The sequence below is a fragment of the Mesorhizobium sp. C264A genome (genome assembly GCF_040324515.1).
Taxonomy (GTDB): domain Bacteria; phylum Pseudomonadota; class Alphaproteobacteria; order Rhizobiales; family Rhizobiaceae; genus Mesorhizobium.
The window spans coordinates 2,990,502-3,004,895 of record NZ_JAMYVY010000001.1; the positions used below are offsets into that span (position 1 = coordinate 2,990,502).

The following is a 14,394-nucleotide window of genomic DNA, read 5'->3' on the forward strand; positions in this document are numbered from 1 at the left end:
CTATAATTTACAGCAGAACTGGAATCAAGTGCCGTGAACTTTAGATTACAACTCGATTTGGTGCACCCGCGGCTCTGCCGCCGCCGGTGGCATCTTGCCGTCGATGATCGCCGCTATGTCGCGGCGCAGGAAATCCAGCGGGCCGATCGCCGGCTGAACCTGCGGCGATATACCGGCGTTGTCGCTGGCCGATTTCAGCACACGGCGATCCTGCTGCAGGGCAAAGGCAAAGAGCGGCCGGAAAGCAAGCGCCTTGAGTTCGCCGAACAGGCCCTGTCGCGGGCCGATCAGCCAGCCGACGCCTTCGACGGTCCGTTCGTCCGCCTGACGCAAATGGAAAGTGGTCGCCAGCGCCAAGCCGCCCTTGCCCCAATATTCGAGTTCGACGATGCCGGGATGGCGGTAGCGGCCGATGGTCCTGGCGCGCTCGCCTTCCAGCAGCCGGCTGACCAGCCCCTGTTGGCGGTCCTCGCCGGTGTAGCAGCTTTCGACCCAGCCCTTGCCGCCGGTCACCTCGACGCGCACGAGATGGCGCTTTGTGGTCAGGCCGCGCAGCACACCCTTGTGGGTGAAGTGGGTGTGAGTGGCGTCGAGAATGTTCTCGGCGGCGTCGAGCACCGTCGATCGCGCCGAGCTTCGCACCCGCTTCACGACGACATCCTTGCCTTGCATGCAATGGAGATAGGGCTCGCCCTCAGGCGTGCCTGCCGAGACGAAGACGACGCCGTCGCGCTCGATCGCGCTGTAGCGGCGGACACGGTAATGCGGGACGTCGACGACATGGCCGGGAATGGCGGTGCAGCGCCCTTCCCCATTGTAGCGCCAGCCATGATAGGGACATTCGATCTCGCCACCGACGACCTTGCCGGTCGAGAGTTCGACCAGGCGGTGAGCGCAGCGGTCGAAGAGGGCGGCAATGCCTTTCGCCGAGCGGAACAGCACCAGTGGCGCGCCGTCGAACAGGATGCGCTTCGGCTTGGCTTTGATGTCGGCAGACCGCATCACCGCCTGCCAATAGTCTTTGTCTTTCTGCTGCCGGGTGTCGCTCAAAGTTCAAATCTCCTGAGCAGGGGAATGCCGATCTTCGCGAGCACAAATTCCATGATCCGCACCGCCATGCGTTGGCGGCGCGGCAGATGGGCAGCATAGACGGCGTTGTATTCCACCGTCGCCACGGCGCCGCGCAAGCGTTTGAAGGCGGCGGCACCGGCGCTCATGTTGAAGAACAGGCTGTGCGCCATCGCATGATCCTGCGCCAGCGCCATCATCATGCGGTAAAGGCCTTCGCTCACCGGGAGGCCGGTGTCGTAGCCGACGATGGGCTGCGTCAGTGTCCTGCCGTTCTGAGACAAAGCGGCGACGGCGACCAGTTCACCGCCGGGACGACGCAGGCCTGCCAGTTGCAGGATGCCGCGACGGTGCGTCTCGCCGATATAGCGGGCCGTGTAGTGCGGGTTGAGCGGCGTGTATTTGTCGAGATAGAGCATCCGGTAGAGCGCTTCGGCGCGCGCATAGTCGGCCTCGGTGAAGTCGCCATTGCCGACCTGCTCGAAAGGCGTCGTGGGCAGCCGCTTGCGGTCGCGCTTCATGTCGTTGGTCATGGCCGAACCGTCGCCTGCGAAGATGTAGATCTGCCGCGCCGCCAGCATTCGAAAACCCTCCGCCTTCAGCACTGCGATTGTCGAGGGATCGGCGATCTCGTTCAGGGAGCGGATGAGAACAGCGCGATCGGGAAAACGCGCGGTGAGATCGTCGCGCATCGCCGCGACCGCGTTGCGATCGAGCAGCGGCACCGGATTGGTCGAATAGAGCCAGTTGTTGACCTGAACCTGATGGTCAAGGCCGCTCATCCTGACCAGCGGCGCGCACAGGCCGATCAGCATCCGCATCGTTTTTTGCAGCAAGGGCGAGGAGACGAAATTGCGGGTCTCGTCGATGGCATAGTCGATATAGGCGCTGGACGGGCAGCAGATGTAGCAGTTCGGCGCTTCGCCTCTGTCGTTCAGCGTCAGCGGAAAGGAGCGGCCGGCGATCTCGAAGGTTTCGACAGCCACTGTCAGATTGCGCACGAGGTCGCGCACCGGCACCTCGTTGAAAAGCTGAACGAAGGCTTCGACCTCACGCGGGTTGTTTTCTACCCGGTTCGTCTGATCGAGTGGCAACATAGCGAGCCGGTTCATGATGCCGCTCCCAGGTGGCATTCGACCCGACGCAGTTTGCGGCCGGTCTCCAACGGCAGGTCCCTGCGAACAAGGCTGACCGAAGCTGTCGCCTGGCGCGCCGCCAGCAAATTGCGCACGGACTGATGGGCGGCGGTGGCGGCTTCGTCGGCAAGCCCGGGGGCCAGGCTGAGTTCGATTGCATCTTCAGCGGTCTGGACCAGGCGGAAATCGTCGATGCGCCGGTCGGCCTTGAGCACCGCATTGCGTAGTATGTCGGGCGTGACGAGGAGCTGCCCGTGCGGCGAGGCGAGCCGGAAAGCGTCGTCCATGCGGCCGACGATCTCGTCCAGCGTGCGCAGCGGCGAGCCGCAGCGGCATGGCTTTTCGGACAGCCGCAGCAAGTCGTTCATCCGGTAGCGCGCCATGATCTGGGTCCGGCGGCGAAAGGCGGTGATCAGCGGCATGACCAGGCCGTCGCCGGCCGGTTCGAACTCGAAGAACACCGAATCCTCGGCCAGATGCAGCCCGCCCTGGCGGCAGGTGACGGCGAACAGCCCTTCCGTCGCCATGTAGATCTGGTCGAGCTGACGACCAAAGAATGCCTGGATGACCGGCCGGTCAACCGGGTCGAGCGTTTCGGCGGCGCTGAAGACACGCTGCGGCTTGAGCCTAAAGCCCTCGGCCGCGAAGTGCCGCAGCATCTTCGGCGGCGCGATGATCACCGTCGGCGCGAAATCTTCGAGAGCGCCGCGCCAGCTCTCCGGACCGCGCGTCAGATCGAAGAAGCGCAGGTCGATACGCCGCGATTTGCGCGCGCTATCGTAGAGCCCGGTGTTTTGCGGCAGGATCACCGCAACGCGCTGCCGGCGCCAGAGCAGATCGGGCACGGCTTTGGCCAGGATGGTGCCCAGCCAGCGGTATTTTTCCGCCTCGGAAATGACGAACAGGCCACGATTGCCCGACGTGCCGGTGCTGGAGCCGACAGTCAGCTCGCCAATGCGGCTATCGCCGGCCTGCGCCTTCCAGGCCTCGGCGGCCGAGACGCCATGAATGTTGAAGCGCTCGAAATTGCCCATCACCGTCGCCTTGTCGGTCACCGGCAGGTCGCCGAGAAGACGCGGCGCCTTGCCGTAGAACGGCGCGCGCGGCAGGTCGCGGTCGAGAAAGCGGCGCAAGGCTTGCGCCTGCCAGCGCTCGAAACTCTCGCGGCTTTTGCGCGAAACCCATTGCGTCAGCGCAAACGAGCGGATCGCTTCGGCCGGCCCGTTCACGCGCTCTCTCCGGCCACATCGTAGGCCGTCACCGCCGGATCATGACAAAGAACAACCTCGCCGCCGGTCGCCAGAAACCGACGCAACATTACGCTGGTCGGCTCGATCGCGGCGGCATCCTCGGCCAGCAGGGTTGCAGGCAGACCGGGAGTTCGGTTTTCCACCAATGCTCTGATCAGCCATTGCGCATCGACGGCGTAGAGCAGCGGCCGCTCCAGATTGGGGAACAAAAGGCCGAACTGGCCATCGGCATGGCCGGGCAGATCGACTGCGACGACGCTGCCGTCGCCGAACAGATCGGCGCCGCCTGGCACGCCGCCGCGAGGTTCGATCCGCCGCTTCGACGACAGCCCGTCGAGTCGGGCCTCGAAGTCAGACGGGAACAGTTCCTTGAAGACGCCATGGCGCAGATTCTGCCGGGAAGTCTTGGCCTTCGCCCGCGCCCAGGCGGTGTCATTGGCGATAAGCCGAGCGTTGGGAAACAGCGACAGGCCCGACATGTGGTCGGCATGGAAATGCGTGACAATGACGGTGCGCACGTCCTGCGGCGAGAGGCCGAAGCGCGCCAGTACCGCGAGCGGCTGCTCGGCTTCGTTGAGCTGGGGCCGGAGGATCGCACTGTAAAGACGCAGCGCCGTGCTGCGCCCACTGCCTTGTGTCACATGCGGCGTGTAGCCGGTATCGATCAGGACGGGGCCGGCTCGCGGATGCATGATCAGGCCGTAGCGGACACGTAGCCTGACCTTCGCCCAGCTGCCGCCGCGCAGGATCAGGCGCTCGGCTGCGCTGACAGAGGCGCTGTTGGCGAAGACGATCTTCACGCTGCCCTCCTGCTTTCCATCGCCTTGCCGAATGTGCGATCGAGCCCTTCCTCGAACGACACTTTCGGCGCCCAGCCGAGGATGCGGCCTGCCTTGGAAAGATCGAGGCTCTGCGCATAGGCGAACAGGCCAAGACCGTAGCGCGTCACCGGCGGTTCCGGGCGGCCGGGCAATATATTCGCTACCGCCTCCGCTATCCCGGCCGTCAGCATGGCGGGCCAGAGCGGCATTCTGCGCCAGCGCGGCTGCACGCCGGCGCGGGCGCAGGCCGCCTCGGCAATGCGGCGGACCGGCACCACTTCGCCGCCGGAGATGTTGAATATCTGTCCCTCGGCAGCGCTCCCGGCGGACAGCGCGGCAAGCACCGCATCGACGACATCCTCTATATAAGTGAGATCGATGCGCGCCTTGCCGTCGCGAAACAGCGGCAGCGGGCGCTGCCGTGCCACCTGCAGCAGACGCGGCAGCAGCGTGCGATCGCCGGGACCGTAGAGGCCGCGCGGCCGCAGCACCACCGGGCTGATCTCAGGCGCCGCCAGCACGATCTCCTCGGCCTGCCGCTTGGTGCGGGCATAGTGATTGACCGGAGGGGGCAAGGCCGCATTCTCGGAAACTCCGAGCTGGTCGCGATAGGCGAAACAGACCGTCGGGCTGGAGATATGGACGAAGCGGCGCACGCCTTGCCCGCGCGCGAAATCGCTGAGGTTGCGGGTAGCTGTGACATTTGCCGTCTGGAAATCCGCCAACCTGCCGAAGGGCGCGGAAAGTGCCGCGCAGTGGATGATCGCATCGACTCCGTAGAGAGCGCGCGCGGCAGCTGCATCGAACGGTTGAGACAAATCGAGCCGAACGACCCGATGACCAGCGGCTTCGAGCGCCGCGCAGCGTTTGGCGTCCCTGCCAAGACCCAGCGCCGGTGTACCCAGTGCAGCCAGCCGCGCCATGACATGCGCGCCGAGGAAGCCGCTGGCGCCGGTGACGAGGACGCGTCCCACGGTCATGCTTCCAGCGCCATGCCGCCGAACGACACGCCGGCCGAGGTGCCGAGGAACAGCACTTTGGCGCCGGGCACAATGCGTTGTTCGCGGCGCGCGACGTCGAGCGCAAAGGGGATGGAAGCGGCGATCTGATTGCCGTAGCGCGCCGCGATGTCGACGAGCTTTTCCCTGGCGAAGCCGGTCTGGCGCGCCATGTGGGCGAGCGCGAAAGGGCTTGCCTGATGCGGCACGACGAGGTCGACATCGTCGTGCCGCCAGCCGGCGCGATCGAGCAACTCCGCTACAAAGCCGTTGAAATGGCGTGACGTGACGCGAAACAGTTCCTTACCCTCCATGTGGAACAGGCTGTGGCGGGCGAATTCCTCGGGCTCACGATGAAAGTCGAACCGGGTGCCACCGGAGCCGATGCTGCAGGCCTCATAGGCGGAAGGGTAGGTGCGCATCAGGTTGGCCGCGACCCGACCCTCGCTTGGGGCCTGTTGCAGCACGGCGGCCGCCGCGCCATCGCCGAAGAGGGCCGCAATTTCCGGCTGGTCCTGCCACGGCAGGGCGCGCGAGGCGATTTCAGACGAGAACACCAGCGCCGTCCGGCATTGCCCGGCCTCGATCAGGCGCGACGCGGTCTCGAAGGCTGTGAGGAAGCCGAGGCAGGTGCTGTTGACGTCGAAAGCGGCCGCCGACCCATCGGCAAGGCCGAGGCGCTGCATGACCAGCGGCGCCGTCGACGGCAACGGCTGGTAAGGCACGCCGCAACCGCCGATGACCAGATCGACACTGCCTGCCTCAAGTTCGGCATCGGCAAGCGCCAGACGGGCTGCGGCACAAGCAAGGTCGACCTGCGATTCGGCCTCGCAGACATAGCGTTCGATGACGCCGGTCGCGGCCTCGAAATGTCCATCGCCAAACCCCAGCCGCGCATCGAGGGCGCGCGACGTCACGCATCGAGCCGGCACGGCCCGCCCCGTTCCGATGATCCTGATCCGCATTCTCAGCCCGCCGCTTGAGTTGCGCTTTTCGCAATTCCTAAGTCGGATCGTTCGGCGATAACAGCGTCGTTTTCAAGACGCGCCGGCAAAAGCGCTTACGCCTTGCGTTCCCAGCGCCGGTCGGGCGTCTGCTGCCAGTAGGTGACCGCGTGGCCGGCCTCTTTCAACGTCTTCCAATGCATCCGCGCGCCTTCGACCTGGGCCGCATCGTGGCCGTCGAACAGGAACACGGCGCGTTCGTAGCCGGCGAGAGCGGCGGGAGCGGCGCCATCGACGAGGAAGCGTATCTGCGCCTGGTTGGGGTTGCCGTCGCTTGTGGTGAGCAGGATTGGCTGTTCGGCCGGATGGGCTTCACGGTCGGTCGCGTGCGCGAGGAACGAATCGTCCCTGAACGTCCACAAATGCTGGTCGAGGGCGTCGCGCCGCTCCTCGGTCCCGGTCTGCACCACGGCGCGCCAGCCGCGATCGATGCTGCGCTCGAGCAGGCCGGGCAGCGCATCCTCCAGCGTCGATTCGGTCAGGTGGTAGAACAGGACATCGGCCATGCCCTGCCTTATCCCTCGTAATTGTCGCGCACCAGCCGGTCGAGCAGCCTGACGCCAAAGCCCGAACCCCAGGATTGGTTGATCTCGCTCGGCGGAGAGCCCATCGCGGTGCCGGCGATGTCGAGATGCGCCCACGGCGTTTCCTTGACGAAGCGCTGCAGGAACTGCGCCGCGATGATGGCGCCACCATAGCGGCCGCCGATGTTCTTCATGTCGGCGTTCTTGGAATCGATCAGCTTGTCGTATTCGGGCCCAAGCGGCATGCGCCACAGCCGCTCCTGCGTCGCCTGGCCGGCCGCCGTCAACCTGTCCGACAGTTCGTCATTGTTGGAGAACAGGCCGGCATAGTGCTGGCCGAGCGCGACCATGATGGCGCCGGTCAGCGTCGCCAGATTGACCATGAATTTCGGCTGGAAGCGGTTGTTGCAATACCACAGCGCGTCGGCCAGAACGAGGCGTCCTTCGGCGTCGGTGTTGAGCACCTCGATGGTCTGACCCGACATCGAGGTGACGATGTCGCCGGGGCGCTGGGCATGGCCGTCGACGGCATTTTCCACCAGCCCGACGATGCCGACGACATTGGCCTTGGCCTTGCGCGCGGCTAGCGCCTGAATGAGCCCGATGACGGCCGCGGCGCCGCCCATGTCGCCCTTCATGTCCTCCATGCCGGAAGCCGGTTTCATCGAATTGCCGCCGGTGTCGAAGGTGACGCCCTTGCCGACGAAGGCGACCGGTGCGTCCTTGGCCTTGCCGCCCTTCCATTGCATGACAGCCATCCGGGCGCCGCGTGGCGAGCCTTGCGCGACACCGAGGAGCGAGCCCATGCCGAGCTTCTTCATTTCCTTCTCGGTGAGGATTTCGACCTCGACGCCGAGCGCTTCCAGTTCCTTGGCGCGGGCGGCGAATTCGATCGGGCCGAGCGTATTGGCCGGTTCGTTGACAAGGTCGCGCGCCAGAAGCACGCCGTCGATGACCGCAACCTCGTCGGCGAAGGCCTTTTTCGCCGCGGCAGGATCGGCGGTGTGGATGGTCACCTTGACCGGTTTCTTCGGCTCGGCATCGTCCTTGTCTTTCCTGGTCTTGTATTTGTCGAAGGAGTAGCTGCGAAGAATGATGCCGGCGGCAAGGTTCGCCGCTTGCCTGCCGCCAATCTTTGCGCCCGGCACATCGAGGATGACGGCCACCTCCGCTGCCTTGCGCAGGGACGCGGCGATGGTGCCGCCAAGCTTCAGCCAGGCAAAGCCATCGAGGCCGGCGACCTTGCCGGCGCCGACCGCCACCAGTCGGTCGAGCGATGTTCCCTGCGGCGCCAGTACTTCGACGACACCGGCGAATTTGCCGGAAAACTCCGCCACCGGAAACGCCCGCGCCAGCGTTCCTGCCGGGTCGCAGGCCTTTGCCGGTTCGCCAAGACCACCATCGTCGGCCGCCAGCACGAAGATGCTGCCCTTTTTGGGTGCGGCAAATTTGGCGAAGGCGATCAATGGTCTCAAAGTCATCAGGTCCTGCTTTCGGGAAACGGCTCAGATTTTCAGGAAAAATGCATTCTCAGGGAAGATGCGCGACATTTGGTCGTTTTCCTTGATTTGGCAAGACTTTGCCGGAATCAGGGCTCATATGCGCAGCGGAATCGATAACGATTCGTCGCGGCACGGCCCCGCTTTCCTGCCGCAACCTGTTGTTAACCATCGATGTTCTCCCTTTCTTATCCATTGCCGCCGACACTCCGGCCTGCGGGACGGGCGATGTGGGACGGAGAATCGGATCGAACCGCCTGAAAGAAATGGCCAAACGCACCCAGTTGTACAGCCGCAGCCGGACGACTACCTTGTCCGCGGGCATGATGCCGTTCGGCAAATTGAGAAAAGCCTTACATGAAGGTCGTTGAACGCTACATCATGCGTCGCGCACTGGCGGTGCTTCTCGCTGCGCTGATCTGGACGCTGGCCATTGTCTGGACGACGCAGGTGCTTGCCCGCATCGACCTGGTCACCGACAGTGGCCAATCGGCGCTGACTTTTTTCGAGGTCGCGGGCCTCATCATCCCCACCATCATCCCGATCGTGGTCCCGTTCGCCCTGGTGGTGGCGGTTGCCCAGACGCTCAGCGTCATGAACTCCGATTCGGAATTGGCCGTCATCAACGCCGCCGGCGCCTCGCGCTGGACGATTGTGCGGCCGGTCCTGCTGATCGCGCTGGCGGCCAGCGTCTTTTCCTTCGCGGTCGACAATGGCGTCGAACCCTATGCCAGGCAGAAGAACCGCCAGCTGATCGCATCCTCGCGCGCCGATCTCTTGTCGCTGATCATCCAGGAAGGCACGTTCCGCAAGATCGACGACGGGCTGTTCCTGCAGATAGGCGAGCGGCTGCCGGACAACCGGCTCGGCGGCATCTTCGTGGCCGATTCGCGCGAGGAAGGCGCCAATCTGATCTATTATGCCAAGAGCGGCAGCGTCGTCGAAAAGGGTGACGAGAAGGTGCTGATGATGAATGACGGCGTCATTCATCGCAAGACGCTGACCGGCGACCTGTCGGTCATCCGCTTCACGTCCTACGCCTTCGACCTTTCCGCCTTCATGTCGGCGGCGAACGATATCATGCTCCTGCCCAAGGACCGAACGACGCAATACCTGCTCAACCCGGATCCGAACGACAAGATCTTCCAGCGCAGGCCCGGCGCCTACAAGGCCGAGCTCGACCAACGCTTTTCCGAATGGTCCTATTCGCTGGTGTTCGCGCTGATCGCGCTGGCCGTGGCAGGCGATGCGCGCTCACACCGCGAGGCGCGCATCCACCCGCTGATCACAGCCATCGCCATTGCGCTGTTCGTGCGCTGGCTGGGCTTCTTTGCCGCCGGCAAGGCCGACAAGATCCCGCAATACGCCTATATGGTCTATGGCGTGCCGGTCATCGCCTCGGCGGTCGCCATCTGGTTCATCGTCACCTCGCGAAGCATGGAACTGCCCGGCAGCTGGGCCGACTGGATGACGAATTTCGCCGGCCGCGTCAGCGATGGCTGGACGGCGCTCAAGCTGCGCCTCAATCGGCGCTACACATCCGGCCAGGGAGCCTGACGATGGGCTGGACCCTGGGCCGCTACTTCTTCTTTCGCTACGTGTCGATCACGATCTGGTTCTTCATCGGCCTTCTGGCGCTGGTGTTCCTGATCGACTTCACCGAGCTGTCCGGCCGCATCACCGGCCTGCCGGGCTTCACCTACGGCACGGCGGTCGCGATCTCGGCGCTGAGGATGCCGATGATCATGCTGCAGACGGTGCCGTTCGTCGGCCTGTTCTCGGCGATGGCGACGCTGGTCTCGCTCAACCGAAAATACGAGCTGGTGATTGCGCGCTCGGCCGGAGTGTCGGCCTGGCAGTTTCTGTTGCCCTGCTGCATCGGTGCGCTGTTATTCGGCATATTGTCGGTCGGCGTGCTCAATCCGATCGCCGCGCATGGCTTCTCATGGTCGGAGCAGATGGAAAACCAGCTGCGATCCGGCAATTCGAACGTGGTGGCGGCCGATGCCACGCCGTGGATCCGCCAGAAAACCAACTCCGGCGACACCATCATCGGCGCCCGCGCCATCCTGAACCAGGGCCTGGAAATGGCCGACACCGTGTTCTTCGTCCTCGATCCGCAGGGCAATATCGTCGAGCGCAAGGACGCGGCGCGGGCCTTTCTGCGCGACGGCTACTGGGAATTGCAGGACGTCAAGGTGTTCAAGGACGGCAACATCCGTTCCGAAACGACCGACCAGTTGCCGACCAACCTCAAGCCGGAATTCGTGCAGGAACGGCTGGCGCGCCCCGAAACCATCCCGTTTTACGACCTTCCCGGCAAGATTGAGGTTGCCCGCTCCTTCGGCCTCAAGGCAAATGCCTTCGCCATGCAGTTCGATTCGCTGGTGGCGTTACCGTTCCTGCTTGTGGCCATGACGCTGATTGCGGCAACAGTTTCAATGCGATTTGCGAGGATGGGGCAGTCGGCAACGATGATTCTGGGTGGCGTCCTCGCCGGCTTTCTGCTTTATGTCGTTTCGGTATTGGTCAAGGCATTCGGCGTTGCGGGATTCGTGCCCACAGCCGTGGCTGCATGGGTTCCGGTTGTCGTGGCTATGTTCTTTGGGGTGACATTCCTGCTATACAAGGAAGACGGCTAGTGAGGGAGGCGGCTTTGCGCAGCCATAGGCAGGCCGGTTTGGCGCGCCTCTATTCGGCGAGCGCCTTGGCATGCCTGCTCGCCTGCGGCGTGCTGACGGCCCCTGCGCTGGCGCAGGACGTTACCGACGTGGCAACGAAGGTTCCGTCCGGCTCCCAGATGCTGCTGGCGGCAGACACGCTCGTCTATAACAATGACAACCAGACGGTCACCGCCATCGGCGGCGTCCAGATCGACTATGGCGGCAACAAGCTCGTCGCCCAGCGCGTCGTCTATGATCGAAACACCAAGCGGCTGGTTGCCAGCGGCAATGTCGAGATCGTCAACAGCGACGGCACCAAGATCAACTCGCAGCATATCGATATTACCGACGATTTCGCTGACGGTTTCGTCAATGCGCTGCGCGTCGAAACGCCCGAAAAAGCCTATTTCGCCGCCGAAAGCGCCGAGCGCATGGGCGGCGTGCTGACGACGTTCCACAACGGCGTCTATACGGCCTGCGAGCCTTGCGAAGACAAGCCGGACAAGGCGCCGACCTGGCGGATCAAAGCCAGGAAGATCATCTGGAACGGCGAAAAGAAGACGGTTCGCTTCGAGAATGCGAATTTCGAATTCTTCGGTTTCCCGCTGGCTTACCTGCCGGCGTTCGAGATCGCCGACCCTACGGTCAAGCGCAAAAGCGGTTTCCTGATCCCCAGCATCGGCTACAACAACCGTCTCGGCGTCGGCGTCAAAGTCCCCTACTATTTTGCCCTGTCGCCGACCTACGACCTCACCGTTACCGGCAGCGGCTACACCAAGCAGGGTTTCCTCGGCGAGGCCGAGTGGCGCCAGCGCTTCAACAATGGCCAGTACACGCTGAAGCTTGCCGGAATCAACCAGCAGGACCCTGGCGCTTTCCGTGATTTCGCGGCTTTCCCCGGCGGCTACAATGTCAATTCGGGGCCAGCAGGCGATCCGAACAAGTTCCGCGGCATGATGGGCACCAAGGGCCAGTTCGCCATCAATCCGCGCTGGGACTTCGGCTGGGATATCCTGCTTCAGACCGACAAGAATTTTTCGCGTACCTATACGATCGAAGGCTACAACGACGCCGTGCATCAATCGTCGGTCTACCTGACCGGCCTAAACGACCGCAATTATTTCGATGTGCGCGCCATGCGCTTCCAGGTTCAGGAGAACACACCGGACGGCAACGTCGCATCGCGCAGCGACAAGCAGCCCTGGGTGTTGCCGTCGCTCGACTATGCCTACATCCCCGACATGTCGGTGGCCGGCGGCCAGCTGTCGTTCAACGTCAATGCGCGCATCATCCGCCGCGACGATCTCGATCAGGCCTATTTTACCCCCTATGTGCCGGGCTCAGGCGTCCAGCGCGTGCGCGGCATCGAGGGCGAATCCGGTCGCCTCACCGCCGAGGCCGAATGGAAGCGTACCTTCACCACGGACGGCGGATTGCAGTTGACGCCCCTTCTGGCTCTGCAGGGCGACGTCGACTATCTCAACGCTTCTTCGGCTTCGCTGACTGCGGTAAACCAGATGGCAACGAATGTCGGTGCCGCCGACGACATGCGGTCTTCCTTCGCCCGGTACATGGCGACCGCCGGACTTGAAATGCGCTGGCCGGTGCTGTTCTCGATGACCGGCTCCAGCCATATCGTCGAGCCGATGGCGCAGGTCTTCATGCGCCCGAATGAGCAGTATGTCGGCGGGCTCGCCGTTCCCAACGAGGATGCACAGAGCTTCGTCTTCGACGCCACGACGCTGTTCGAGCGCGACAAGTTCTCCGGCTACGACCGCGTCGAAGGCGGCAGCCGCGCCAATGTCGGGTTCCGCTATTCCGGCGCCTACGACAATGGCTGGGGCACCAACGCGATCTTCGGCCAATCCTACCAGTTGGGCGGGCGCAACTCGTTCGATTCACCGGATCTGGTCAATGCGGGCGCCGATTCCGGCTTGGAGACTTCGACCTCCGACTATGTCGGCCTTGTCGGCTTCAGCAGCCCGAGCGGCTTCTCCGGTTCGCTCAGCGGCCGCTTCGACGAGCAGACCTTCGAAGTTCGCCGTGCCGAGGTGAAGGCCGCCTATTCCGGGCTGCCGGTTTCGCTGAGCGCCAAATACGCCTTCATCCAGGCGCAGCCGCTCTATGGTTTCACCACCGACCGCCACGAAGTCACGCTCGGCGCCTCGACGCACCTTGCCGAAAACTGGCGCGTCTTCGGCACCGGCACCTACGACCTGCAACAAAGCGTGCTGGTCAAGGACGGCGTCGGCTTTGCCTACAATGATTCCTGCTTCACCTACCTGATGACGTACTCGGAATCACGCGACATCAACACCAAGGAAGTGTCGCAGAATGTCGGCTTCAACCTGTCGTTCCGCACGCTCGGCGATTTCGGCTCGTCCCAAAGCTCGATCGACTCCATCCAGTAGAGCCGGCTGACGACATCGTTTTGCCGCATAAAGCGGGCACGGATTTCGCCAATATCGGGCTGGAATCGGCCAAAACCGGGCTAGAATTGGATGCTTTCGATGAGGAAATACCTGTTTTCGGCAGGATTCGCGCTCCTGTTCGCGGCGACCTCGGTCTCTGTCACCACGATGGTACCGCCGGCCTTCGCCAGTGAAATCAAGTATGTCGTCAACAACATGCCGATCACCACCGGCGACATCGCGCACCGGGCTGCCTTCCTGAAACTGCAGCGCAAGAAGGGTGACGCGGGTCAGGAAATGATCGACCAGACGCTGCGTATGGCGGAGGCCAGGCGTCTCGGCATCCGCATCTCCGACGCCCAGGTAGAGGCTGCCTATCAGCGCTTTGCCTCGAGCAACAAGATGCAGCTCAAGCAGCTCGACGGTGTCATGGCGCAGTCCGGCGTGACCAAGGAGCATTTCAAGGAATTCATCCGCTCCCAGATGGCGTGGAACCAGGCGCTGAGCGCACGCTACGGCGGCGGCGGCGGGGAGGTGAGCGAACAGGATCTGGTCAAGCGCATGCTCGAAAAAGGCGGCGCCAAGCCAAGCGCCACCGAGTACATGCTGCAGCAGGTGATCTTCGTGGTGCCGAAGGCCGAGCGCAGTGCCACACTCGCCAAACGCAAGCGCGAGGCCGAAGCCATGCGCGCCCGCTTCAATGGCTGCAACACCACGCGTGAATTCGCCAAGGGCCTGATCGACGTCACCGTTCGCGACCTCCCCCGATTGCTGGCGCCACAACTGCCGCCGGACTGGGCCGAGCAGATCAAGGCCACCAAGCTGGGCGGCGCCACGGCCGTGCGCGAGACCGATCGCGGCATCGAGTTCATCGGCATCTGCTCGTCGCGCGAGGTTTCCGACGACAAGGCGGCCCAGATGGTGTTCCAGAGCGAAGGCAGCGGCGACAAGAACGCCGACGAGCTCTCGGCCAAATATGTCGAAGAGCTGAAGGCGAAAGCCAAGATCGTTACGCGCTGA

Annotated in this window: 13 protein-coding genes; 4 read left to right on the plus strand and 9 right to left on the minus strand. The window is 63.6% G+C overall.

Translation table 11 applies throughout. The annotated features are described in order from the left end of the window. Window positions 1-45: 45 nt before the first annotated feature. The 9 genes from NKL04_RS14805 to NKL04_RS14845 form a co-directional block, all read right to left on the minus strand. A complete protein-coding gene (locus NKL04_RS14805) occupies window positions 46-1,050 on the minus strand; it encodes a Rieske 2Fe-2S domain-containing protein (protein ID WP_023702937.1) in 1,005 nt (334 codons plus the stop codon). After that, window positions 1,047-2,180 (minus strand): GNAT family N-acetyltransferase, encoded by a 1,134-nt coding sequence (locus NKL04_RS14810; protein ID WP_023702938.1) that lies wholly within the window; start codon window positions 2,178-2,180, stop codon window positions 1,047-1,049. Before NKL04_RS14810 ends, NKL04_RS14805 begins: the two co-directional genes overlap by 4 nt. Continuing rightward, window positions 2,177-3,433 (minus strand): F390 synthetase-related protein, encoded by a 1,257-nt coding sequence (locus NKL04_RS14815; RefSeq protein WP_023689100.1) that lies wholly within the window; start codon window positions 3,431-3,433, stop codon window positions 2,177-2,179. Before NKL04_RS14815 ends, NKL04_RS14810 begins: the two co-directional genes overlap by 4 nt. Further along, complete coding sequence (locus NKL04_RS14820) at window positions 3,430-4,254, minus strand: MBL fold metallo-hydrolase (RefSeq protein WP_023702939.1); 825 nt, start codon at window positions 4,252-4,254, stop codon at window positions 3,430-3,432. The genes NKL04_RS14815 and NKL04_RS14820 overlap by 4 nt, the downstream gene beginning before the upstream one ends. Next, the gene (locus NKL04_RS14825) at window positions 4,251-5,255 is read right to left on the minus strand and encodes an NAD-dependent epimerase/dehydratase family protein (protein WP_023702940.1); all 1,005 of its coding nucleotides are present in this window, start codon (window positions 5,253-5,255) and stop codon (window positions 4,251-4,253) included. The genes NKL04_RS14820 and NKL04_RS14825 overlap by 4 nt, the downstream gene beginning before the upstream one ends. Further along, entirely contained in the window at window positions 5,252-6,190 is a 939-nt protein-coding gene (locus NKL04_RS14830; protein WP_245271483.1) for a 3-oxoacyl-ACP synthase III family protein, read from the minus strand. Before NKL04_RS14830 ends, NKL04_RS14825 begins: the two co-directional genes overlap by 4 nt. 143 nt (window positions 6,191-6,333) lie before the next feature. Beyond that, complete coding sequence (locus tag NKL04_RS14835; RefSeq protein WP_023702942.1) at window positions 6,334-6,783, minus strand: DNA polymerase III subunit chi; 450 nt, start codon at window positions 6,781-6,783, stop codon at window positions 6,334-6,336. Between the two features lie 8 nt (window positions 6,784-6,791). Continuing rightward, the gene (locus tag NKL04_RS14840; protein WP_031209896.1) at window positions 6,792-8,282 is read right to left on the minus strand and encodes a leucyl aminopeptidase; all 1,491 of its coding nucleotides are present in this window, start codon (window positions 8,280-8,282) and stop codon (window positions 6,792-6,794) included. 49 nt (window positions 8,283-8,331) lie between these two features. Then, entirely contained in the window at window positions 8,332-8,625 is a 294-nt protein-coding gene (locus tag NKL04_RS14845) for a hypothetical protein (protein ID WP_155923279.1), read from the minus strand. A 32-nt stretch (window positions 8,626-8,657) separates the two neighbouring features. On the opposite strand from NKL04_RS14845, the gene lptF reads away from it, so the two are divergent. The 4 genes from lptF (at window position 8,658) to NKL04_RS14865 (ending at window position 14,394) form a co-directional block, all read left to right on the plus strand. Next, window positions 8,658-9,857 (plus strand): LPS export ABC transporter permease LptF, encoded by a 1,200-nt coding sequence (lptF, locus tag NKL04_RS14850; RefSeq protein WP_023702944.1) that lies wholly within the window; start codon window positions 8,658-8,660, stop codon window positions 9,855-9,857. Window positions 9,858-9,859: 2 nt separating this feature from the next. After that, complete coding sequence (gene lptG, locus NKL04_RS14855; RefSeq protein WP_023702945.1) at window positions 9,860-10,942, plus strand: LPS export ABC transporter permease LptG; 1,083 nt, start codon at window positions 9,860-9,862, stop codon at window positions 10,940-10,942. Further along, the gene (locus tag NKL04_RS14860; RefSeq protein WP_352723800.1) at window positions 10,942-13,374 is read left to right on the plus strand and encodes an LPS-assembly protein LptD; all 2,433 of its coding nucleotides are present in this window, start codon (window positions 10,942-10,944) and stop codon (window positions 13,372-13,374) included. Before lptG ends, NKL04_RS14860 begins: the two co-directional genes overlap by 1 nt. A 90-nt stretch (window positions 13,375-13,464) precedes the next feature. Then, window positions 13,465-14,394: a peptidylprolyl isomerase gene (locus tag NKL04_RS14865; protein WP_023702947.1), complete on the plus strand. Its 930-nt coding sequence runs from the start codon at window positions 13,465-13,467 to the stop codon at window positions 14,392-14,394.

Excerpts from the sequence above, each read along its gene's own strand:
- lptG (WP_023702945.1), top strand. The coding sequence starts at position 9,860 with ATGGGCTGGACCCTGGGCCGCTACTTCTTCTTTCGCTACGTGTCGATC.
- NKL04_RS14810 (WP_023702938.1), bottom strand. The coding sequence starts at position 2,180 with ATGAACCGGCTCGCTATGTTGCCACTCGATCAGACGAACCGGGTAGAA.
- NKL04_RS14840 (WP_031209896.1), bottom strand. The coding sequence starts at position 8,282 with ATGACTTTGAGACCATTGATCGCCTTCGCCAAATTTGCCGCACCCAAA.
- NKL04_RS14865 (WP_023702947.1), top strand. The coding sequence starts at position 13,465 with ATGCTTTCGATGAGGAAATACCTGTTTTCGGCAGGATTCGCGCTCCTG.
- lptF (WP_023702944.1), top strand. The coding sequence starts at position 8,658 with ATGAAGGTCGTTGAACGCTACATCATGCGTCGCGCACTGGCGGTGCTT.
- NKL04_RS14825 (WP_023702940.1), bottom strand. The coding sequence starts at position 5,255 with ATGACCGTGGGACGCGTCCTCGTCACCGGCGCCAGCGGCTTCCTCGGC.
- NKL04_RS14845 (WP_155923279.1), bottom strand. The coding sequence starts at position 8,625 with ATGCCCGCGGACAAGGTAGTCGTCCGGCTGCGGCTGTACAACTGGGTG.
- NKL04_RS14835 (WP_023702942.1), bottom strand. The coding sequence starts at position 6,783 with ATGGCCGATGTCCTGTTCTACCACCTGACCGAATCGACGCTGGAGGAT.